General features: G+C 73.6%; 17 protein-coding genes and 1 pseudogene. 8 read left to right on the plus strand and 10 right to left on the minus strand.

What is annotated here, in order from left to right:
• Positions 1-4 precede the first annotated feature (4 nt).
• Positions 5-2320 carry a HAMP domain-containing protein gene (locus tag GXP74_RS05755; protein ID WP_182450332.1) on the minus strand — a complete coding sequence of 772 codons (2316 nt, stop codon included), beginning with the start codon at positions 2318-2320 and terminating at the stop codon, positions 5-7.
• Between the two features lie 250 nt (positions 2321-2570).
• Here GXP74_RS05755 and GXP74_RS05760 point away from each other — a divergent pair, with 250 nt between their 5' ends.
• Positions 2571-4562, plus strand: a complete 1992-nt coding sequence (locus tag GXP74_RS05760) for a glycosyltransferase family 39 protein (protein WP_182450333.1) — start codon at positions 2571-2573, stop codon at positions 4560-4562.
• Positions 4563-4564: 2 nt separating this feature from the next.
• On the opposite strand, the gene GXP74_RS05765 is transcribed toward GXP74_RS05760, so the two are convergent.
• Positions 4565-5002, minus strand: coding sequence for a gamma-glutamylcyclotransferase (locus GXP74_RS05765; RefSeq protein WP_182450334.1), 438 nt, complete (start codon positions 5000-5002; stop codon positions 4565-4567).
• Between the two features lie 74 nt (positions 5003-5076).
• Between GXP74_RS05765 and GXP74_RS05770 the strand changes: the two genes are divergently transcribed.
• Both GXP74_RS05770 and GXP74_RS05775 read left to right on the plus strand, forming a co-directional pair.
• Entirely contained in the window at positions 5077-6516 is a 1440-nt protein-coding gene (locus tag GXP74_RS05770) for an NAD(P)H-quinone dehydrogenase (protein WP_182450335.1), read from the plus strand.
• 202 nt (positions 6517-6718) lie between these two features.
• Positions 6719-7615 (plus strand): DeoR/GlpR family DNA-binding transcription regulator, encoded by an 897-nt coding sequence (locus GXP74_RS05775; RefSeq protein WP_370468532.1) that lies wholly within the window; start codon positions 6719-6721, stop codon positions 7613-7615.
• Between the two features lie 86 nt (positions 7616-7701).
• Here the strand turns inward: GXP74_RS05775 and GXP74_RS05780 are convergent, their stop codons facing one another.
• The gene (locus GXP74_RS05780) at positions 7702-9468 is read right to left on the minus strand and encodes a biotin carboxylase N-terminal domain-containing protein (protein ID WP_182450337.1); all 1767 of its coding nucleotides are present in this window, start codon (positions 9466-9468) and stop codon (positions 7702-7704) included.
• A gap of 185 nt (positions 9469-9653) precedes the next feature.
• Between GXP74_RS05780 and GXP74_RS05785 the strand changes: the two genes are divergently transcribed.
• Positions 9654-10088, plus strand: a complete 435-nt coding sequence (locus GXP74_RS05785) for a hypothetical protein (RefSeq protein WP_182450338.1) — start codon at positions 9654-9656, stop codon at positions 10086-10088.
• On the opposite strand, the gene GXP74_RS05790 is transcribed toward GXP74_RS05785, so the two are convergent.
• The 5 genes from GXP74_RS05790 to GXP74_RS05805 form a co-directional block, all read right to left on the minus strand.
• Positions 9991-10776: a hypothetical protein gene (locus tag GXP74_RS05790; RefSeq protein ID WP_182450339.1), complete on the minus strand. Its 786-nt coding sequence runs from the start codon at positions 10774-10776 to the stop codon at positions 9991-9993. The two genes, GXP74_RS05785 and GXP74_RS05790, sit on opposite strands and share 98 nt — an antisense overlap.
• Positions 10777-10912: 136 nt before the next feature.
• Positions 10913-11545: a nucleoside triphosphate pyrophosphatase gene (locus tag GXP74_RS05795; RefSeq protein ID WP_182450340.1), complete on the minus strand. Its 633-nt coding sequence runs from the start codon at positions 11543-11545 to the stop codon at positions 10913-10915.
• A gap of 34 nt (positions 11546-11579) precedes the next feature.
• The gene (gene mmpB, locus GXP74_RS41410; RefSeq protein WP_255528081.1) at positions 11580-11711 is read right to left on the minus strand and encodes a morphogenic membrane protein MmpB; all 132 of its coding nucleotides are present in this window, start codon (positions 11709-11711) and stop codon (positions 11580-11582) included.
• 98 nt (positions 11712-11809) lie between these two features.
• On the minus strand, positions 11810-12016 hold the full coding sequence (locus GXP74_RS05800) for an acyl-CoA carboxylase epsilon subunit (protein ID WP_182450341.1): 207 nt from the start codon (positions 12014-12016) through the stop codon (positions 11810-11812).
• Positions 12017-12074: 58 nt separating this feature from the next.
• Positions 12075-13670 carry an acyl-CoA carboxylase subunit beta gene (locus tag GXP74_RS05805; protein WP_182450342.1) on the minus strand — a complete coding sequence of 532 codons (1596 nt, stop codon included), beginning with the start codon at positions 13668-13670 and terminating at the stop codon, positions 12075-12077.
• Between the two features lie 146 nt (positions 13671-13816).
• Between GXP74_RS05805 and GXP74_RS05810 the strand changes: the two genes are divergently transcribed.
• The 3 genes and pseudogenes from GXP74_RS05810 to GXP74_RS05820 all read left to right on the plus strand — a co-directional run.
• Positions 13817-14707, plus strand: coding sequence for a biotin--[acetyl-CoA-carboxylase] ligase (locus GXP74_RS05810; RefSeq protein WP_182450343.1), 891 nt, complete (start codon positions 13817-13819; stop codon positions 14705-14707).
• Between the two features lie 177 nt (positions 14708-14884).
• Positions 14885-16000, plus strand: coding sequence for an adenylate/guanylate cyclase domain-containing protein (locus GXP74_RS05815; protein ID WP_370468533.1), 1116 nt, complete (start codon positions 14885-14887; stop codon positions 15998-16000).
• Between the two features lie 118 nt (positions 16001-16118).
• Positions 16119-17309, plus strand: a pseudogene (locus tag GXP74_RS05820) (GGDEF domain-containing protein); the annotation flags it as partial.
• Positions 17310-17930: 621 nt separating this feature from the next.
• Here the strand turns inward: GXP74_RS05820 and fdhD are convergent.
• Complete coding sequence (gene fdhD / locus GXP74_RS05825) at positions 17931-18767, minus strand: formate dehydrogenase accessory sulfurtransferase FdhD (protein WP_182450345.1); 837 nt, start codon at positions 18765-18767, stop codon at positions 17931-17933.
• A 142-nt stretch (positions 18768-18909) separates the two neighbouring features.
• On the opposite strand from fdhD, the gene hutH reads away from it, so the two are divergent.
• Complete coding sequence (hutH, locus tag GXP74_RS05830; RefSeq protein ID WP_182456165.1) at positions 18910-20457, plus strand: histidine ammonia-lyase; 1548 nt, start codon at positions 18910-18912, stop codon at positions 20455-20457.
• Positions 20458-20481: 24 nt separating this feature from the next.
• Here hutH and GXP74_RS05835 read toward each other — a convergent pair whose 3' ends face one another.
• The gene (locus GXP74_RS05835) at positions 20482-20901 is read right to left on the minus strand and encodes a hypothetical protein (protein ID WP_182450346.1); all 420 of its coding nucleotides are present in this window, start codon (positions 20899-20901) and stop codon (positions 20482-20484) included.
• Positions 20902-21105: the final 204 nt, after the last annotated feature.

Genomic DNA, 21105 nt, shown 5'->3' on the forward strand with positions numbered 1-21105 from the left:
TCCTTCAGACCCGTTGGGCCGGTGAGGTGGGGCGGGTGGAGGACACCAGCTGCTGTCGGACGAGTTCCAGGCTCCGGGTGATCGAGCCGATCTCGTCGTGGTGCACGGGGTAGAGCACGGTGCGGCGGTCGCCCGCGGCGAGTTGCTCGGCGGTGTCGGCGAGGGTGCGCAGCGGGCGCACCACGATGACGTACAGCCAGCCCAGGCAGCCCGCGGCGGCGGCGAGGCCGAGCAGTCCGGCCAGCATGGTGAGCCGCTGGGTGCGGTAGGCGCCCAGGTCCAGCCAGGAGGTGGGCTGGGCGGTGACGATCTGCCAGCCCAGGCTCCGGGCGTCGGCGCCGGTGGCCGGGGCGATCCCGGCGCTGGTGGTGGCACCGGTGGTGCCACCGACGCCGAGCGCGGTGACCGAGGCGATGGTGTCGCCGTCGGTGGTGGTCACCATGCTGGTGAGCGGCTGCGCCGACGACTTCCCGGCGAGGTCGGTCAAGGAGCCGTCGGGCAGCGACTGGAAGGCGCGGAAGCCGTCCCGGGAGGCGACCACCCGCTGGCGGCCGTCGACCAGCCAGGCGTGGCCGATGCCGATGTGGTTCAGCATGCTGTTCAGCGGCTTGAGGTCGTACTCGCCGACCACCGCCACCGGGCTCTTCGCGGTGATCGGCGGGGCCTTGACGTCCTTCGGGTTCTGGCCGACCAGGGCCACCGGTACCGGCTTGGGCACGGTGACGTAGGCGGCCACCTCGGGCACCCGTCCGGTGGTGTTGATCTGTAGCAGCCCGGCGCCGGCCGGGACGCTGCGCGCGGCCCGCCGGGGCTTGCCGCCGACCCGGGCGAGGATCGAGCCGTCCTGGGTGAGCACGTACAGCGAGGTGTAGCGGCTGTGCTGGGCCAGGGCGGCCTTCAGCAGGCTGCGGGTCTGGGCGGCGGTGCTGGTGGTGGTCAGCCCGGTGGCCAGTCCGGTCAGGTCCTGGTAGCTGCTGTCCAGGCTCTGCTTGACCTGTCCGGCGATGGCGGCGGTACGCGTCTGCTGGTCGCTGACCAGTTGCTTGGGGACGGCCACGTCGGCGGCCGGCCGGTTGAACAGCAGCAGCAGCGGGACCGACCAGCTGACCAGGATCAGCGCGCAGCAGATCAGCAGCGCGCGGCTGCCGGGCCCGCGCCGCCGGGGGGTGAACGGCTCGGCCGGGGCGTCGTCCAGCAGTTGCCGCCGCAGCGACTCCAGCGCCGCGCCGATCCGGGCCGCCTCGCCCAGCCGGGGCACGGCCACCGGGCGGGACAGGTCGCCGCGGAAGATCCTGCGGCCGCCGAAGTGCAGCCGCAGCAGCGGCCGTTGCAGTCCGAGCGTGAGCAGCGCGGTCACCAGCAGCGCCGCCACCAGCAGTGAGGCGGCGGCGAGCAGCGCGAACAGCGAGTTGCCGGTGACGTTGCCGGTCTGCGGGGTGGCGGTCACGGTGAGCACGGTCAGGCCCAGCGACGCGGCGTCCGGACTGACGGTGCTGGTCGCCAGCATCGACCAGCCGGCGACGGTACGGGTCTTGTCCTGGACGCCGCCGACCAGGTAGCCGGAGCTGGTGCCGTGGACGGCCCGGCGGGCGGCGCCGGCCGCGTCGCCGGGGAGCCGCTGGTCCGCGGCGGTGGCGGCGGGGTCCGCACTGGCCGAGGCGCTGGGAGCGGTACTGGCGCCCGGCTTGGCGCTCGGGGCCGGGGTGGCCGCCGCGCTCGCGGGGGCGGCCGGACCGGCGCTGGAGGCGACCACGGTGCCCTTGCGGTTGACCAGTTCCACCACCCGGCCGGTCGCGTTGCCGGGGTCGGCCGCGGTCAGCGGGGCGGCCGCGACCAGCAGTCGCTGGCCCATGCCGGGCAGGTTGGCCGAGGCGAACACCAGCAGCCCGACCTGGCCCGAGGGCAGGGTCGCGACCTGGGGCCGGATCGGTCCGCTGCCGCTGGCCGTGGGCAGTCCGGTGGTCGGCAGCGCGGCGCCGGTGACGGCCAGCAGCTTGTTGCCGGAGGTCGGGTCGAGCATCTCCACGCCGAGCCAGTCCTGGCCGAGCTGGCCGATCCGCTTCAGCGCCTGGGCGCTGGTCGCGGGCGCGGACTTGGCGAGCGCCCCGGCGGCGTTGCGCAGCGCCAGCACCTCGCCGTCCACCGTGCCGCGCAGTTCGGCGGCGCTGTCCTCGGCGATGTGCTGCTGCGAGGTGAGCACGGCGGGTGCGACGTCCTGGGCATCGGTCCTGGCCAGCACCAGGGCGGTCAGCAGGGCGACCGCCAGCAGCAGGCACAGCAGTACGGCGACGGGCGGCCGGACACCGCCCAGCAGCGGCATGTCGGCGCGCAGCCGGTTTCGGTGCCGCCGAGGCCGGTTGAACGTTCCCCGTCGCGGGTCGGGCGTGGACAGGAGACGTTCCTCTCGGCGGCGGACGCGCATCGATCACGAACTGATCAGACGATGCATCAGGTTACGCATCTTGCGGTCACATTCTCATTACAGTAAGGATATATTTCATCATCAACTCTTCATTGACGTTTACCGTATTGTCCAGGACACTCACGCGATCAGTTAAGAAGAGGCCTTGATGAGCACCGCCACCGTGCCGGAGGCTTCCGCGCGCAACAACCGGTCCCGGGGCCGCCGTCGGGCCGAAGCCGAGCCGCGCTGGGTGCCACCGCTGCTGGCGCTGGTCGCGGCGCTCGCGGCGTACCTGTACGGCTGGCGGCTGAACCAGGCGCTGCTGCACCCCTACTACACGGCCGCCGTCCGCAGCATGGCCTCCAGCTGGCACGCCTTCCTCTACGGCGGGCTCGACCCCAGCGGCTCGATCACGGTCGACAAGCTCCCGGGCGCGCTGTGGCTCCAGGCCCTGTCGGTGCGCGCCTTCGGCCTGCACAACTGGGCGGTGGCGCTGCCGCAGGGCATCGAGGGCGTACTCACGGTGCTGGTGCTGTACCGGATCGTCAAGGCCTGGGCCGGCCCGGTGGCGGGGCTGCTGGCCGCACTGCTGCTCACGCTCACCCCGATCACCGCCGCGCTGGACCGCGGGAACATCTCCGACTCGCTGCTGACGCTGCTGCTGGTGCTGGCCGCCGGCGCCGCCATGAAGGCGGTGCGCGACGGGAAGCTGTGGCACCTGCTCAGCTGCGGGGTGTGGGTCGGGCTGGCGTTCCAGGCGAAGATGCTCCAGGCCTGGCTGGTGCTGCCGGTGTTCGCCCTGGTCTACGTGGTGTGCGCGCCCGGCGGATGGCTGCGGCGGATCGGGTACGCCTGCGCGGGCGGGGCGGTGGCGCTGGCGGTGTCCTGCTCCTGGATGCTCTGGGTGCTGTACACCCCGGCCGCCGACCGCCCCTACCTGGACGGCACCACCGGCAACAACCCGTTCGCCCTGGTCTTCGGCTACAACGGGCTGAGCCGGTTCGGCGGCGGCAGCGGCGCGGGCCTCGGCAGCGTCGCCGGTACCAGCGCCAGCCGCCCCAGCGGCGGGGCCAGTTGGGACGTGCTGTTCAACACCACGGTCGGCCCGCAGATCAGTTGGTTCCTGCCGCTGGCGGTGCTCTCGCTGGCCGTCGGCCTGGCCTGGGGCCGCCGGGCCGGGCGGACCGACCAGCTCCGGGCCGGGTACCTGCTCTGGGGCGGCTGGCTGCTGCTGCACGACCTGGCCTTCTCCGCCTCCTCCGGGATCCACGGCTACTACACGGTGGTGCTCGCGCCCGCCGTGGCCGCCCTGGCCGGGGCCGGGATCACCACCCTGTGGCGGGTCTACGGCCGGCCCGGGGAGCGTCCGGCGAGCGGCCGCTGGTACCTGCTCATCGGCGGGCTGCTGTTCAGCGCGGTCTGGGCGGTGGTGCTCGACTCCCGGTACCCGCACTTCCACCCGTGGGTGGTGCCGGTGCTCGGCCTGCTGGCGCTGGTCTCCGCGAGCCTGCTGGCGCTGCGGGACCGGCGCGGGGTGCCGATCGGACTGGCGGCCGGACTGGCCGCGCTGCTGCTGGCGCCCGCGGTCTGGTCGCTCTCGGCGCTGAACCCGCTGTACGCGGGCAGCGGGACCGCGCCGCTGGCCGGACCGGTCGGCGCCAACGCGGTCGCCGCGGCCGGCGGCAGCAGCCCGGCGGCGGAGGTCGGCTTCGGCCCGGCGGCCGGGCGCGCGGGCAAGCTGCTGACCTACCTGGAGGCGCACCGGGGCGGGGCGGAGTACCTGGTGGCGACGCAGGCCGCGCTGCCCGCCGAGCCGCTGCTGCGGGCGGTGTCCGCGCCGGTGCTGGTGATGGGCGGCTTCACCGGGAACACCCCGTTCCCGACCTCGGCCGCGCTGGCGGCGCTGGTCCACGGCGGGAAGCTCCGCTACGCGGTGCTGACCAGTGAGCGGGCCAACTCGGCCGACGCGGCCTGGGTCAAGACCAACTGCACCCGGGTGCTGCCGGCCCAGTACGGGCAGAAGACGGACCGGGACATGACGCTGTACGACTGCTCGCCGTCGGCGGCCCCGGTGGCGGCCCCGGTCAAGAGCCCGGCCCCGGGCACCGCGAAGAAGGGCACCGCGAAGAAGGCGAAGCGGACGACCAGCGGGCACTGAGCTCAGCAGGGGCGCTTGCGCAGGTCCATCACGTAGTCGTGGGGGGCGCCCGCCGACTCGGCGGCGTCCGCGATGATGCCGAGGTAGCGGGCCGAGGGCAGGCCGCCCTCGTAGTCGTTGAGCACGTAGGTCCAGGCGGTGAGGTCGCCCTCCAGGGTGTGCGCCCGCACCCGGACCTTGCGGTACAGGCCGAGCGGCAGGCCCTCCCAGCGGTCGAGACCGGCCTCGTCGCCGGGGGCGATGTCGTAGAGGCCGACGAAGACCTGCTCCTTCTCGTCCTCCACCACCGTGGCGAGCGAGCCCTCCCAGCCGAACTGCTCACCGCCGAAGGTCAGCCGCCAGCCGTCGAGCCAGCCGGTGCAGCGCAGGGGGGAGTGCGGGGCGCGGCGGCTCATCTGCCGCGCGTCGAGGTTGCTGGCGTAGGCGGCATAGAGGGACATGGGGCCCAGCCTACGTGAGCACCCGGTCCGCGGGCCGGGCCCATGGTGTCGCACACCCTCGCGAGTGCGGGACAATGGCTCATGTGACTAGCATCGTGATCATTGGTGGCGGACCCGGCGGATACGAGGCGGCGCTCGTCGCCGCCCAGCTCGGCGCGGAGGTGACCGTCGTCGACCGCGACGGGCTCGGCGGTGCCGCGGTGCTGACCGACTGCGTCCCCTCCAAGACGCTGATCGCCACGGCCGAGGTGATGACCAGTTTCGACAGCTCCTACGAGGAGCTGGGGATCAGGGTCGCGGCCGACCCCACCAGCACCCGGGTCGTCGGCGTCGACCTGGGCAAGGTCAACCGACGGGTGAAGCGGCTCGCGGTCGCCCAGTCACACGACATCACCCAGTCGGTCACCCGGGCCGGGGTCACCCTGCTGCGCGGCTTCGGACGGCTGGAGGGCGGCCAGGAGGCGGACGGCTCGCGCGCCGTCGTGGTCGACCTGGCCGAGGGCGGGACGACCACGCTGCGCGCCGACGCGGTGCTGATCGCCACCGGCAACCGCCCCCGGGTGATGCCCGAGGCGCTGCCGGACGGCGAGCGGATCCTCACCTGGACCCAGGTCTACGACCTCGACGAGCTGCCGGAAGAGCTGATCGTGGTGGGTTCCGGCGTCACCGGCGCCGAGTTCGCCGGTGCCTACCAGGCGCTGGGCTCCAAGGTCACCCTGGTCTCCAGCCGCGACCGGGTACTGCCGGGCGAGGACCCGGACGCCGCCACCGTGCTGGAGGACGTCTTCCGGCGGCGCGGCATGAACGTGCTGTCGAAGCTGCGCGCGGCCGCGGCCAAGCGGGTCGGCGACAAGGTCGAGGTGACCCTGTCCGACGGCCGGGTGATCACCGGCACGCACTGCCTGATGGCGGTCGGCTCGATCCCCAACACCGCCGGGATGGGCCTGGAGGAGGTCGGGGTCAAGCTCACCGAGGGCGGCCAGGTGAAGGTCGACCGGGTGTCCCGGACCTCGGCCCCCGGCGTCTACGCGGCCGGTGACTGCACCGGCGTGCTGGCGCTGGCGTCGGTCGCCGCGATGCAGGGGCGGATCGCGATGTACCACGCGCTGGGCGACGCGGTGCAGCCGCTGAACCTGCGCACGGTCGCCGCCAACGTCTTCACCGACCCGGAGATCGCCACGGTCGGCTACAGCGCCGCCGACGTCGAGTGCGGGAAGATGGACGCGGTCAGCGTGAAGCTCCCGCTGCGCGGCAACCCGCGGGCCAAGATGCAGGGCATCAGGGACGGCTTCGTGAAGCTGTTCTGCCGCCCCGGCACCGGGATCGTGGTCGGCGGGGTGGTGGTCGCGCCGCGCGCGAGCGAGCTGATCCACCCGATCTCGCTGGCGGTGGAGCTCAACCTGACGGTCGAGCAGGTCGCCTCGGCGTTCACGGTCTACCCCTCGGTCTCCGGCTCCATCGCCGAGGCCGCGCGGCAGCTGCACATCCGCAAGCGGGCCGCAGAGGAGTCCTGACCAGGCAGCGGCGGGCCGAAGGACGCCGCGCTCACCCGTACGGGGGAGCGCGGGTGGGTACCGACGGCGCGGATTGTAGCGGAGTGCGCCGTTGGCTGGCGGACAACTTCGACTACTAGGCGCAAACGCCTGAAAGCAGACGGTCATGCACGTTACCGTCTGTTTCGTGTTCGCAGCAGAACGTCGCCAGTTGATCCTCGAAATGGTGCGCGCCAACGGAGCGGTTTCGCTCCGGGAGCTCGCCCGAGTCGTCCAGACCTCCGAAGTGACCGTCCGTCGTGACGTGCGCGCCTTGGAGGCCGAGGGCCTGCTCGACCGTCGGCACGGGGGCGCGGTGCTCCCCGGCGGTCTCTCCCGAGAGCCCGGATACCCGCAGAAGACCCATCTCGCCGCCGCCGAGAAGAGCGCGATCGCCGACCTGGCCGCGTCGATGGTCGCCGAGGGCGACGCCATCGTCGTCGGGGCGGGCACGACCACGCAGGAGCTCGCCAGACGCCTGGCCCGGGTGCCGGGCCTCACCGTGGTCACCAACTCGCTGTTGGTGGCACAGGTACTGGCGCACGCCAACCGGGTGGAGGTGGTGATGACCGGGGGCACCCTGCGCGGCTCCAACTACGCCCTGGTGGGCAGCGGGGCCGAGCAGTCGCTCCAGGGCCTGCGGGTGTCCCGGGCCTTCGTCTCCGGCAGTGGGCTCACCGCCGAGCGCGGCCTGTCCACCACCAACATGCTCTCGGCGAGCGTGGACCGGGCCCTGGTGGCCGCCGCCGCCGAGGTGGTGGTGCTGGCGGACCACGGCAAGCTCGGCAGCGACACCATGTTCCAGACGGTCGCCACCGAGGGCATCGCCTACCTGGTCACCGACGAGACCGCGACCGCCACCGAGCCCGGCGTCCGCGAGCTGGACGCGCTGGCCGACCGGGGCGTGCAGGTCTGCGTCGCCCCGGCCGCGCAGAGCGGCGCCGGGGCGCTCCCGCTGGTGGTGATGCCGTCGGTGCCCGGTGCGCCGGTCGGCGGGGCCGGGCTGCGCGGGCCGTTCCCGGCCCAGCGGCGCTCCCCGGCGCCCGCCCCGGCACTGCGCGGGCGGGCCGGTACCGCCTGACGGCCGGGACCGGCCGCCCCTGACGCCTGGACGGCGGGAGGGGCGGCCGGTCCCGGGGACGGCGCCGCTGCTTCGGTGCGGTCGGGTCAGTCCTTGATCTCGCAGATCACCGCGCCGCTGGTGACCGTGGCGCCGATCGCCGCGGTCAGACCGACGACGGTGCCCGCCTTGTGCGCGTTGAGCGGCTGCTCCATCTTCATCGCCTCCAGGACGACGACGAGTTCGCCCTCGGCGACCGTCTGCCCCTCCTCGACCGCGACCTTGACGATGGTGCCCTGCATCGGCGAGGCCAGGGTGTCGCCCGAGGCCGCCGAGCCGGACTTGCCGGTCACCGCGCGGCGCTTGGACTTGGCGGCGGCGGGCCGGGCCGCGGCCGCCGCGCCCAGACCGGACGGCAGCGACACCTCGATCCGCTTGCCGCCGACCTCGACCACCACGGTCTCCCGGGCGTCGGGCTCCTCGCCCTCCGCACCGCTGGGGGTGAACGGGGGGATGGTGTTGTCGAAGTCGGTCTCGATCCAGCGGGTGTAGATCGTGAACGGCTCGTCGCTGCCCCCCAGCTCGGGGGCGAACGCCGGGTCGACGACCACCGCGCGGTGGAACGGGATGGCCGTGGCCATGCCCTCCACCTGGAACTCGGCCAGCGCGCGGGCGGCCCGCTGGAGCGCCTGCTTGCGGGTGGCACCGGTGATGACCAGCTTGGCCAGCAGCGAGTCCCAGGCCGGGCCGATGACCGAGCCCGCCTCGACACCCGAGTCGAGCCGGACGCCGGGGCCGGTCGGCGCCGCGAAGGCGGTCACCGTGCCCGGCGCGGGCAGGAAGCCCCGGCCCGGGTCCTCGCCGTTGATCCGGAACTCGAACGAGTGGCCGCGCAGCTCCGGGTCGTCGTAACCCAGGGCCTCGCCGTCGGCGATCCGGAACTGCTCCCGGACCAGGTCGATGCCGGTGACCTCCTCGGTGACCGGGTGTTCCACCTGGAGCCGGGTGTTGACCTCCAGGAAGGAGATGGTGCCGTCGACGGCCACCAGGAACTCGCAGGTACCGGCGCCGACATAGCCGGCCTCGCGCAGGATGGCCTTGGAGGCGGCGTACAGCTCGGCGTTCTGCGCCTCGCTGAGGAAGGGCGCGGGGGCCTCCTCGACCAGCTTCTGGTGGCGGCGCTGGAGCGAGCAGTCACGGGTGGAGACGACCACGACGTTGCCGTGGGTGTCGGCCAGGCACTGGGTCTCGACGTGCCGCGGCCGGTCCAGGTAGCGCTCGACGAAGCACTCGCCGCGACCGAAGGCGGCCACCGCCTCGCGGACCGCCGAGTCGTACAGCTCGGGGACCTCCTCCAGCGTGCGGGCGACCTTGAGGCCGCGTCCGCCGCCGCCGAAGGCCGCCTTGATGGCGATCGGCAGGCCGTGCTCGCGGGCGAAGGCGACCACCTCGTCCGGTCCGGAGACCGGGTCGGGGGTGCCCGCCACCAGCGGCGCGCCGGCGCGCTGGGCGATGTGCCGGGCCGCGACCTTGTCGCCGAGGTCGCGGATGGCCTGCGGCGGCGGGCCGATCCAGACCAGCCCGGCGTCGAGCACGGCCTGGGCGAACTCGGCGTTCTCGGACAGGAATCCGTAGCCGGGATGGATCGCGTCCGCGCCGGAGTCGGCCGCGGCCTTCAGTACCTTGGCGAAGTCGAGGTAACTGGTGGCCGGGGTGTCGCCACCGAGGGCGAAGGCCTCGTCGGCCGCGCGGACATGCAGCGCGTCCCGGTCCGGCTCGGCGTACACGGCGACGCTGGCGATACCTGCGTCTCGGCAGGCCCGGGCGACGCGGACTGCGATCTCTCCGCGGTTGGCGATGAGCACCTTGCGCACAATGGCTCCCTTCTTGAACCGTGGATGAGTTTATGGACTCCATGGGGCCGCTGCCGAGTCGGTCCTGGTGGTGAGCTTGCCCACACGGAGGGTGATTCCTCTGCTCCCACGGTACGCCGGGGTGCTCGGGGGCGAGGCTCGCCCCGCCCCTTCCGCAGTTGATTACCAATCAGTAAGGTGCCTGCATGCGGAGGTGGACGGCGGTTGCGACAGCGGTACTGCTGGCAGTTGAGGCGCTGGTCTCCGGCCTGGTCGGCTACCTGCTCGGGGCGGCGGTGACGAGGCAGGACATGTCCCTGGGCGGCCTCGCCCCCAGCGCCATGGCGGCCGGGGCCTGGGTCGGGTCGGGGCTGCTGGCGGTGTTCCTGCTGCTGGTCGCGGCGGTGGTCGGGCGCACCGGACTGCGTGGGTCCATGGGGCAGCCCACAAGGATTCTGCTGATTGTCTGTGCGGTGCTCCACGGGCTGCTCGCGGCGCTGCTGCTGGCCCTGTCCGGGGTGACCGCGTTCGCGGTGGCCGCGGTCACGCTGACGCTGCTGGTGCTGCTGTTGTTCCTGCCGGACGGCCCTGCCCCGGCTCCGTCGCTGCTCCCGGAGGCGGCGCCGTCGCCTGCGCCGTGACGTCGGCGACGAACTCGACCACGTCCGAGCCGTAGGAGTCCGGCTGCAGGACGCGCAGCAGCAGCGCGAAGGTACCGTGCGGGCCGTGCGCGCGGATCAGCTCGCGGTGGCGGCGGGCCAGCACCCGGGCCGCGGCCAGGTTCGAGACCGCGGTCTGCCCGCAGATCAGGAAGGTCGGCCGCTCGCCCTCGCCGCCGGTTATCCGGGCCAGCAGGACGTACTCGGACACGCCCTTCTCCATCGGGTAGCTCCGGTCGCCCACGATCAGCGAGACGGCCCTGGTATCCCACTGCACGGACATCGAGACGCCGGGCAGCCGCCAGCGCAGGTGCGCCGCCGTCCGCTCGTTGGCGGTGGGGCCGCCTATGCAGAACTCGGCCCGGCCGCCCACCCCCTGGCGCACCTCGACGGCGCTGATGATCTCCGCCGTCGCCCCGCAGTCACTGACCATCGCGGCCAGTTCCATCATCGCGTAGACGTCACGCTGCGCGATCACCCGCTCCTCGTAGGGCGTGCCCGCCTTGCGGGGCGCGACGATCAGGCACTCGGTGCCGGCGGGCATCCCGAAGAAGGCCCGCTTGCGGTTCAGCCGCCTTCGGCGCAGCGCCACTTGCAGGGTCCACGCCAGCGCCGCGCTGACCGCGCTGGAGACCACTCCCAGAACGATGTTGAGAACGTTTCCGTCCACCCGACCCCCTCCCCGGCATTACCGGGCACACGTTAGCGGGAGGGTCGGACAATCCGTCAGGTGTCCTTTCGGCCTGGGCCGGTTTCCGTGCCCGGGGCCCCTGTGCGGGACCCCGGGCCGGGTTCGCTCGGCCGGGTTACACCCAGAGGTCGGTCACGTTGACGTCCAACTCGGCCAGCAGCGACCGCAGCAGCGGCAGCGACAGGCCGATCACGTTGCCCGGGTCGCCGTCGATGCCCTCGATGAACGGCGCGGAGCGGCCGTCCAGCGTGAACGCCCCGGCCACGTGCAGCGGTTCGCCGGTGGCGATGTACGCGGCCACCTCGGCGTCGCTCGGGTTGCCGAAGCGGACGGTGGTGGAGGCGGTCGCCGAGGCGCGCCCGCCGGTCCGGGTGTCGATCACGCAGTGCCCGGTCCGCAGCACGCCGCTGCGCCCGCGCATGGACTGCCAGCGGCGCAGCGCCTCGGCCGCGTCGGCGGGCTTGCCCAGGGCCTGGCCGTCCAGCTCCAGCACCGAGTCGCAGCCGACCACCAGCGCCGGGCCCTCCGCCTCGGCGGCGCCGAGCACGGCGGCCACCGCGGCGGCCTTGGCCCGCGCCAGGACCAGCGCGAGTTCGGCGGGGGTGGGCGCGTCCAGGGCGCTCTCGTCCACCCCGCTGACGATCACCCGGGGGTCGAACCCGGCCTGCCGCAGCAGCCCGAGCCGGGCGGGGGAGGCGGAGGCGAGGACGAGAGCGGGCGCGCGGACGGCGGCGGACGGCGAAGTCATGCCGCCCAGGGTAGAGGCCGGAGCGGGCGCGCGCTCAGGCCGACCACATCACGACCACCAGCAGCAGTACCGCGAACACCGCGATCAGCACACCCGCCCGCCGCAGCAGCGTGTGCACCTGGCGTCGCTGCTGCGCCGAGTCGTCCACCGGGTCGGACCAGAGCATGCCTTCCAGCGTGCCCCCCGGGGGCCGTCCCGCGCCTGAGTACGCGTACTCATTCAGGGGTGCGCGCTCGGTGGCGCGGGACGGGCGGTGCCGCGGCCCTAGCGCGCCCAGGCGGAGGTACGCCAGGCGTACGCGCCGGGGCGCGGCGGGCGGGTCATCGCGCGGGCGCGGTCGGCCCAGACGGACGCCGGGGCGGCGTCCTCGGACCGGGCGGCGTACGCCGCCGCCCGGGCGGAGACCACCGCCAGGACGGCGGCGAGCTCCTCCGGGCTGGGCTGGCCGTGCAGAACCTTGATCGGCGGCATCGGCGGCCTCCTCCTCGGAACGGGCCCTGCGGGAACCCTCAGGGCTGGGCGGGACACCCTAGAGCGGGATGTTGCCGTGCTTCTTCGGCGGCAGCACCTCGCGCTTGTTGCGCAGCGCGCGCAGCCCCCTGACGATCTGCTGCCGGGTCTCCGACGGCAGCACCACGGCGTCCACGTACCCGCGTTCGGCGGCGACATACGGGTTCAGCAGGGTGTCCTCGTACGCCTCCATCAGCTCGGCGCGCTTCGCGGTCGGGTCCTCGGCCTCGGCCAGCGCCGCCCGGTGCAGGATGTTGACCGCGCCCTGGGCGCCCATCACCGCGATCTGCGCGGTCGGCCAGGCCAGGTTGAGGTCGGCCCCGAGGTGCTTGGAGCCCATCACGTCGTACGCGCCGCCGTACGCCTTGCGGGTGATCACGGTGATCAGCGGGACGGTGGCCTCGGCGTAGGCGTAGATCAGCTTGGCGCCGCGGCGGATGATGCCGTTCCACTCCTGCCCGGTGCCGGGCAGGAAGCCGGGGACGTCCACGAAGGTCAGCACCGGGACGTTGAAGGCGTCGCAGGTGCGCACGAAGCGCGCGGCCTTCTCCGAGGCGTCGATGTCCAGGCAGCCGGCGAACTGCATCGGCTGGTTGGCGACCACCCCGACCGCGCGGCCCTCGACCCGGCCGAAGCCGGTCAGCATGTTGGGCGCGAACAGCGCCTGGGTCTCCAGGAACTCGCCCTCGTCCAGCACGTGGGCGATGACCTGGTGCATGTCGTAGGGCTGGTTGGCGGAGTCCGGGATGATCGTGTCCAGCTCCAGGTCCACCGCGGAGACCGTCAGGTCGGCCTCCTCGGGGTAGGCCGGGGGCTCCTCCAGGTTGTTGGAGGGCAGGTAGGAGAGGAGGGCCTTGACGAAGTCGATGGCCTCCTTCTCGTCGGCGGCCAGGTGGTGCGCGTTGCCGGAGCGGGAGTTGTGGGTGCGGGCGCCCCCCAGCTCCTCCATGCCGACGTCCTCGCCGGTGACGGTCTTGATCACGTCGGGGCCGGTGATGAACATGTGCGAGGTCTGGTCGGCCATCACCACGAAGTCGGTGATCGCCGGGGAGTACACCGCGCCGCCCGCGCACGGGCCCATCACCAGCGAGATCTGCGGGACCACCCCGGACGCCAGCACGTTCCGGCGGAAGATCTCGCCGTACAGGCCGAGCGAGGCCACGCCCTCCTGGATCCGCGCGCCGCCGGAGTCGTTGATGCCGATCATCGGACAGCCGGTCTTCAGCGCGAAGTCCATCACCTTGACGATCTTCTCGCCGAAGACCTCGCCCAGCGAGCCGCCGAAGACGGTGAAGTCCTGCGCGAAGACCGCCACCTGGCGGCCGTCGACCGTGCCGTAGCCGGTGATCACGCCGTCGCCGTAGGGGCGGGTCCGTTCCTGGCCGAAATTGGTGGAGCGGTGCCGCGCGAACTCGTCGAACTCCACGAAGGAGTCCTCGTCGAGCAGCAGCGCGATCCGCTCGCGGGCCGTCAGCTTGCCCTTGGCGTGCTGCTTCTCCACGGCGCGCGCCGAGCCGGAGTGCACCGCCTCGTCCATCCGGCGCCGCAGCTCGGCGATCTTCCCGGCGGTGGTGTGGATCGCTGCGCCCTCGTTTGCGATCTCGGCTTGGGACATCCGGCGCGACTCCCGTCAGGAGGGGGTAGTGCGGCCACGCGGAAACGCGTCCTGGCAGCACCAACGGGTGAGGTTTCTGTTCAGTAGCGTAGCCATGACCGCAGTGTGTCGGATACGCCAAGTGACCGGCGTCATAGGCTGGGGTAGTGACTTCTCACTGGAGCGACCTGGAGCGGCCGCCACTGCGTGCCGCGGAGCTGGAACGAGCCCTGGTACGGCCCGGCGGGCTGTGGACCTCGCTGCGGGTGGTCGCCGCCACCGGCTCCACCAACAGCGATCTCGCCGCCGAGGCCGCGCTCGGCGCGCCGGGCGGCGCGGTGCTGCTCGCCGAGGAGCAGACGGCCGGGCGCGGGCGGCTCGACCGGCGCTGGAGCGCCCCGCCCCGGTCCGGGGTGTTCGTGTCGCTGCTGCTGCGCCCGGGCCTGAAGGACGCCACCGGCGGCGGCTCGGTGCCCCGCGAGCACTGGTCCTGGCTGCCGCTGCTGGCCGGGGTCGCCACCGGCGCGGCGCTCAGCCGCGCGGCCGAGGTCGGCATCGGCCTCAAGTGGCCGAACGACCTGCTGGCGACCGTGGACGGGGAGGAGCGCAAGGTCGGCGGGATCCTGGCCGAGCTGTCCGGCGACGGCGGCGAGGGCGACGCGGTGGTGCTCGGCATCGGCCTGAACGTCACCCTGCGGGCCGAGGAGCTGCCGGTGCCCACTGCCGCGTCGCTGGCCCTGGCCGGGGCCAGGGTCACCGACCGGGACACCCTGGTCCGCTCGCTGCTGCGGGTCTTCGCCGAGCTCTACGAGGACTGGTGCTCGGTCGGCGGCGATCCGGAGGCGAGCGGACTGCGGACGGCCTACGCCGCGCGCTGCGCCACCATCGGCCGCTCGGTGCGGGTGGAACTGCCGGGCGGGGTCGACCTGCTGGGCGAGGCGGTGACGGTGGACGCCGACGGGCGGCTGGTCGTGCGGACCGCCGACGGCACGGAGCGGCCGGTCGGAGCCGGTGATGTGGTGCACGTACGCCCGGGGGCGAGCCCCCTGGAAGGATGAATCCGTGCGAGGATTCGGGCGGCGGTGTGAGCAAGGACACAGCAGCCCGGGGTGGTAGGGCGTGGACACGAGGATGGACTGGTGGGCGACGAGGATCGGGCGACCGGGCAGCGGGATGCCGATGCGCAGTCGCAGCAGCGGGGGCCGGAGCAGGGGCAGGCAGACGACACCGACACGGTGCCGCTGCAACTGGAACAGCTGATCCTGGACTCCGGACGCCAGTACACCCCCTTCCAGGCGGCCCGGACGGCGGGCGTGTCGATGGAGCTGGCGTCCCGCTTCTGGCGGGCGATGGGCTTCGCCGACATCGGCCAGTCCCGGGCGCTGACCGAGGCCGACGTGATCGCGCTGCGGCGGCTGGCCGGGCTGGTGGAGGCCGGGCTGCTGAGCGAGACCATGGCGGTCCAGGTGGCGCGGTCCACCGGGCAGACCACCGCGCGGCTCGCCGAGTGGCAGATCGACACCTTCCTGGAGCACCTGACCTCCGCCTCGGAGCCCGGGCTGACCCGGGCCGAGGTGGCGTACCCGCTGGTGGAGCTGCTGCTGCCGGAGCTGGAGCAGTTCCTGGTCTACGTCTGGCGGCGGCAGCTGGCGGCGGTGACCGGGCGGGTGGTGCAGGCCGCCGAGGACGTCGACATGCAGAGCGGGCGGCTCGCGGTGGGCTTCGCCGACCTGGTGGGCTTCACCCGGCTGTCGCGGCGGCTGGAGGACGACGAGCTCGGCGAACTGGTCGAGAACTTCGAGATCACCTGCGCCGACCTGGTCGCCGGGCGCGGCGGGCGGCTGGTGAAGACCCTCGGCGACGAGATCCTCTACGTCGCCGACGAGGCGGCCACCGCAGCCGACATCGGGCTGGCCCTGGTGGAGACGCTGAGCAAGGACGACTCGATGCCCGCGCTGCGGGTCGGCATGGCGTTCGGGGCGGTCACTACCCGGATGGGCGATGTCTTCGGTACGACGGTGAACCTGGCCAGTCGGCTCACCTCGATCGCCCCCAAGGACGCGGTGCTGGTCGACGGCGAGCTGGCGGCGGCGCTGGAGCGGGAGTCGGTGGTCGCCCCGGCCGGGACCGGGGGCTCGATGGGGCTGGTGCCGGGCGCGGCCGACGCCCTGTCGGCGTCGCTGGCGGTGGGTCTGGACCCGGCCGAGCGTCCGGCCGAGGTGGACGACAGCGCGCTGCCGTACCGGTTCCAGCTCCAGCCGATGTGGCGGCGGCCGGTGCGCGGCCTCGGCCTGGTCGAGCCCTGGCTGCTGAGCCGCCGCAACGAGCCGGCCGAGGGCGGCAGGGGCTGATCCCGGCCCCGGCGGCGGTTGTCTTTCATCCCGTTTTGTTCGGAATATACCTACGCTGAAGACTCGCGCGCGTGTGCCGTCACCGGGCACGCGCAGGGTCGGTCTGCGGAGAGGCGGCATGGGCGTGCAGGTCAGTGGCGAGCCTACGGTCGACTCGGACGCCCGGCTGCGGGCCGTGGTCGGGTTGGCGCAGGCGATGTCGGCGGCGGAGTCCCGGGGCGACGCGGTCCGGGCGGCGGCGGTCCGGGCGCGCGAGTCGCTGGACGCCGACATGGCGGCGGTCTCGGTCTGGGAGCGCGAGACCGGGCGGCTGCGGGTCCTGGTCAACAACGGACTGCTGGCCCCGGGCGAGGTGGAGCTGCCCGAGGACGAGAGCTACAACCTGGCCGACTACCCCGAGATCGCCCGGTTCCTGCAACAGCGCGGCCTGGGCGAGCCCTGGTCCGAGGACGGCCTGCCGCGCGCCTGGCGGCAGACGGTGGACGAGGACGGCCCCGGCAACGGCCCCGCCTGCCGGGCCCGGGCGGCCTCGCTGCGGCGGCGCGGACGCGGCAGCTGCATGGTCGCGCCGGTCCTGCTGCGCGGCCGGGCCTGGGGCGAGCTCTACCTGGCCCGGACGCTGGGCCGGGCGGCGTTCAGCGACGCGGACGCCGCCTTCGCGACCGTGCTGGCCGCCCAGATCGCGGCCGGGCTGGCGCAGAGCGAGGAGTTGGAGGAGGTCCGCCGACTGGCCTTCACCGACCCGCTGACCGGGCTGGCCAACCGCCGGGCGGTGGACGCCAGGCTCGACGCCGCGCTGGAGGCGCACCGCCGCGACGGCGCGGTGGTCACCCTGCTCGTCTGCGACGTCAACGGCCTCAAACGGGTCAACGACGAGCACGGCCACGAGAAGGGCGACCAGCTGCTGGAACGTTTCTCCCAGCAGCTGTCGATGTGCGGCGCGAAGCTGCCGGAGAGCGTCGCCGGGCGGCTCGGCGGCGACGAGTTCTGCCTGGTCACCGTCGGCTCCTCGGCGGACGAGGTGGTCAGCGCGGCCGAGGAGCTGTGCGCCCAGGCGCTGACCCTGGACCTGGGCGAGGGGGTGGCCTGCGGCATCGCCTCCACCGGGGACCCGATCGGCCCGGTCACCACCGCCGACCGGCTGTTCCGGCTGGCCGACGCGGCCCAGTACCGGGCCAAGTCCGGGCAGGCCGCGCACCCGGTGGTGGCCGGGCGCGGCGGACTGCCGGATGCCACAGTCAGACTGGCCGAGAACGGTGCTCCGAAAGGAGGACGGCGCACCGAGCGCCGCCGCTTCCGGGGTGCCCGGCACAGCGCCGACCCGGGACAGCTGCTCGCGTCGGTGATCAGTGCTCTCGACGAGGAGCAGCCGATACGGCAGGTCCATCCGGCGGACACGGTCGGCCGCCTGGAGCTGGTGGCCGAGACCACCGCCCGGATGCTGGACGCGGTGGCCTGGTGGATCTCCTACGTGCCGCCGGGGTCGGAGCGGATGCGCACCGTCCGCTACGGCGTCCGCCGGATGACCAGGGGACCGGGCAGCGTCCGGGCGCAGGCGCAGCGGGCCATGAACGAGGCCCCGGACGCCGTCTTCGACCTGCGCTCGTACCCGCTGACCGGGCGGGCGGTGCGCGGCAACGCCTTCAGCATCCGGACCGGGGTGCCCGGCAACGACCCGGCCGAGGAGGCGGTGCTGCTGGTCGGCGGCTACCGGGCGGTGCTGGCGGCGGGCGGCAGCAACGCGGCCGGGGGCTGGCTGCTGGAGCTGTTCGCGGACGACGCCACGCTGACCGTGTCCGCGCTCGGCCCGACGCTGCGCGCCCTGGTCGCCATCGCCCTGTCCGGACCGGCCTCCCCGCCGTAGCCGACCGGCCGGTACGGGGCCGGGGCCGACGACCTCAGGCCGACGCGACCTCAGGCCGACGCGACCTCAGGCCGACGCGACCGGGGTGAGGATCCGCTCGGCGCCGGTGTAGACGTTGGCGCTGCGGTCCCGCAGGAAGCCGACCAGGGTCAGCCCCAGCTCCTCGGCCAGGTCCACCGCCAGCGAGGACGGCGCGGAGACCGCCGCCAGCAGCGGCAGCCCGGCCATCGCCGCCTTCTGGGTCAGCTCGAACGACGCCCGGCCGCTGACCATCAGCAGGTGGCCGCGCAGCGGTAGCAGGTCCTCGCGCAGCGCCCAGCCGATGACCTTGTCCACGGCGTTGTGGCGGCCGACGTCCTCGCGCAGGCAGAGCAGCCGTCCGTCGGCGGTGAACAGTCCGGCCGCGTGCAGGCCGCCGGTGGCCTCGAACAGCGCCTGCGCGGCGCGCAGCTTGTCCGGCAGCCCGTACAGGGTCTCCGGCGCGACCCGGAGCCCGTCCGTGGTCAGGTCGTGCGGTACCCGGGTGCGGATCGCCTCCACCGTCTCCCGCCCGCAGATGCCGCAGGCGCTGGAGGTCAGCAGGTTGCGGTGGAGCGTGGCGGGGGCGGCGGCGCGGTTCGGCAGGGTGGCGTCGATCACGTTGTAGCTGTTGCCGCCCTCGCTGTCGGTGCCCGCGCAGTAGCGCAGCGCGGTCAGCCCGTCCAGCCCGGCGACCAGGCCCTCGGCCACCAGGAACCCGGCGACCAGGTCGAAGTCGTGGCCGGGGGTGCGCATGCTGACGGTCAGCGCGGTCCCGTTGATCCGGATCTCCAGCGGTTCCTCGGCGGCCAGACTGTCCGGGCGGACGCTGCGCCGCGGGCCCTGGAGGCGGACGGTGCGGCGGCGTTCGGTGGCCCGGGCCATGGTCGTGCTCCCTGGTGCGAGGCGGGGGAGTGGGTCTGTGTCGAAACCCTACGCGCACGCCGACGGCGCGGGCTGGTTGTCATAGAGCCATTCATTTGATCTGATTCGGCATATGGATATGCACAACGTGGTGGACGACACTGTGGACACCGTCGTCGTCGGCAAGGCCAACGTCTCCCCGGCCGATGTGATCGCGGTCGCCCGGGGCAATGCCCGGATCACCCTCTCCGAGGACGCCCTCGCCGAGATGGCCGGCGCGCGTGCCCGGATCGACGCCCTCGCGGCCGAGCCCCGCCCGGTCTACGGCGTCTCGACCGGCTTCGGCGCGCTCGCCGTGCGCCATATCGAACGTCCGCTGCGGGCCCAGCTCCAGCGCTCGCTGGTGCGCTCGCACGCCGCGGGCATGGGACCGCAGGTCGAGCGGGAGGTCACCCGGGCGCTGATGTTCCTGCGGCTGAAGACCCTCGCCTCCGGCCGCACCGGCGTCCGGCCGCTGATCGCCGAGACCATGGCCGCGATCCTGAACGCCGGGATCACCCCGGTCGTCCGCGAGTTCGGCTCGCTCGGCTGCTCCGGCGACCTGGCCCCGCTCTCGCACTGCGCGCTCACCCTGATGGGCGAGGGCGAGGCCCACGGCCCGGACGGCGAGATCCGCCCGGCCGGGGAGCTGCTGGCCGAGGCCGGGATCACCCCGGTCGAGCTGGCCGAGAAGGAGGGCCTGGCGCTGATCAACGGCACCGACGGGATGCTCGGCATGCTGGTGATGGCCCTGGCCGACCTCGCCCGGCTGTTCACCACCGCCGACATCACCGCCGCGATGTCGCTGGAGGCGCTGCTCGGCACCGACAAGGTGCTCCAGCCGGAGCTGCACGCCATCCGCCCGCACCCGGGCCAGGCCGCCAGTGCCGCCAACATGCTGCGGGTGCTCCAGGGCTCCGGCCTGACCGGCCACCACCAGGACGACGCGCCGCGGGTCCAGGACGCCTACTCGATCCGCTGCGCCCCGCAGGTCGCGGGCGCGGGCCGGGACACCCTCACGCACGCCCAGCTGGTCGCCGAGCGCGAGCTGGCGTCCGCCGTGGACAACCCGGTGGTGCTGCCCGACGGCCGGGTCGAGTCCAACGGCAACTTCCACGGCGCCCCGGTCGCCTACGTGCTGGACTTCCTCGCCATCGCCGCCGCCGACCTCGGTTCCATCGCCGAGCGCCGCACCGACCGGCTGCTCGACAAGAACCGCTCGCACGGCCTGCCGCCGTTCCTCGCGGACGACCCGGGCCTGGACTCCGGTCTGATGATCGCCCAGTACACCCAGGCCGCGCTGGTCAGCGAGAACAAGCGGCTCGCGGTCCCGGCCTCGGTGGACTCCATCCCCTCCTCGGCGATGCAGGAGGACCACGTCTCCATGGGCTGGTCCGCCGCGCGCAAGCTGCGGACGGCGGTCGACAACCTGGCCCGGATCCTGGCCGTGGAGCTCACCGCCTCGGCCCGGGCGCTGGACATCCGGACGGCTGGCGGCAGCGGTCCGCTGGCCCCGGCCACCGCGGCGGCCGTCGCCGCCGCGCGCGCGGCCGGGGTGGCCGGGCCCGGCACCGACCGCTTCCTGGCCCCCGACCTGGACGCGGCGGCCGGACTGGTCGCCGGTGGCGGCCTGGTCGCGGCGGTCGAGGCGGTCACCGGCCGACTGGCCTGAGCCCGCGGCGGTCGCGGGCGGTGGTCAGTCCCACCCGTCCCGGCCGCTACCGGCGGCCAGGCGCTCCTCCCGGCGCCTGGCCGCGGCCTCCGACCAGCTGTGCGCGAGGTTGACGCCGACGATCCCGAGCCAGGCCGTGATCAGTCCGGGCAGGCCGTTGGTGCCCCCGCCGATCGCGCTCAGCGGGATCGCCAGCACCAGCGAGAAGTACTGGAAGCGGGAGCCGAAGCCGCCCCGCCGACCCGGACCGGCCTCGGCGTCCTCGCCCTGGCGGCGGCCCAGCTCGCGCTGGACCCGGACGGCGATGTTGGCGTCCAGCCGGGAGTCGAGGCGGCTGAGGAAGCTGTCCAGTACTTCTGACTCATAGTCAGGGCCGAGTTCCTGGGCGGTCCTGACTGCCGCGTGCAGGTCCTTCTTCAGTTCGCTGTCCCCGTACGGCTGCATGTTCGGAAGCCTAGGGGCTGGTGGTCGCCCGTCCAGTGGCCCCCGGGAGGTATCAGGGACGACTCAGGGATAGATCAGGGTATGGACCCGACTTGCCGACTCTGCATGGACTCATGCAGAGTCGGCAGCCACCAGGCGCTTCACCAGCGGCGCCGCCCCCGCTCCGGCCCGCACCCCCGGCCGTGCCCCCAGCCCCGCGCGCGC

Origin of the sequence: Streptacidiphilus sp. P02-A3a (assembly GCF_014084105.1) — a bacterium.
Taxonomy (GTDB): domain Bacteria; phylum Actinomycetota; class Actinomycetes; order Streptomycetales; family Streptomycetaceae; genus Streptacidiphilus.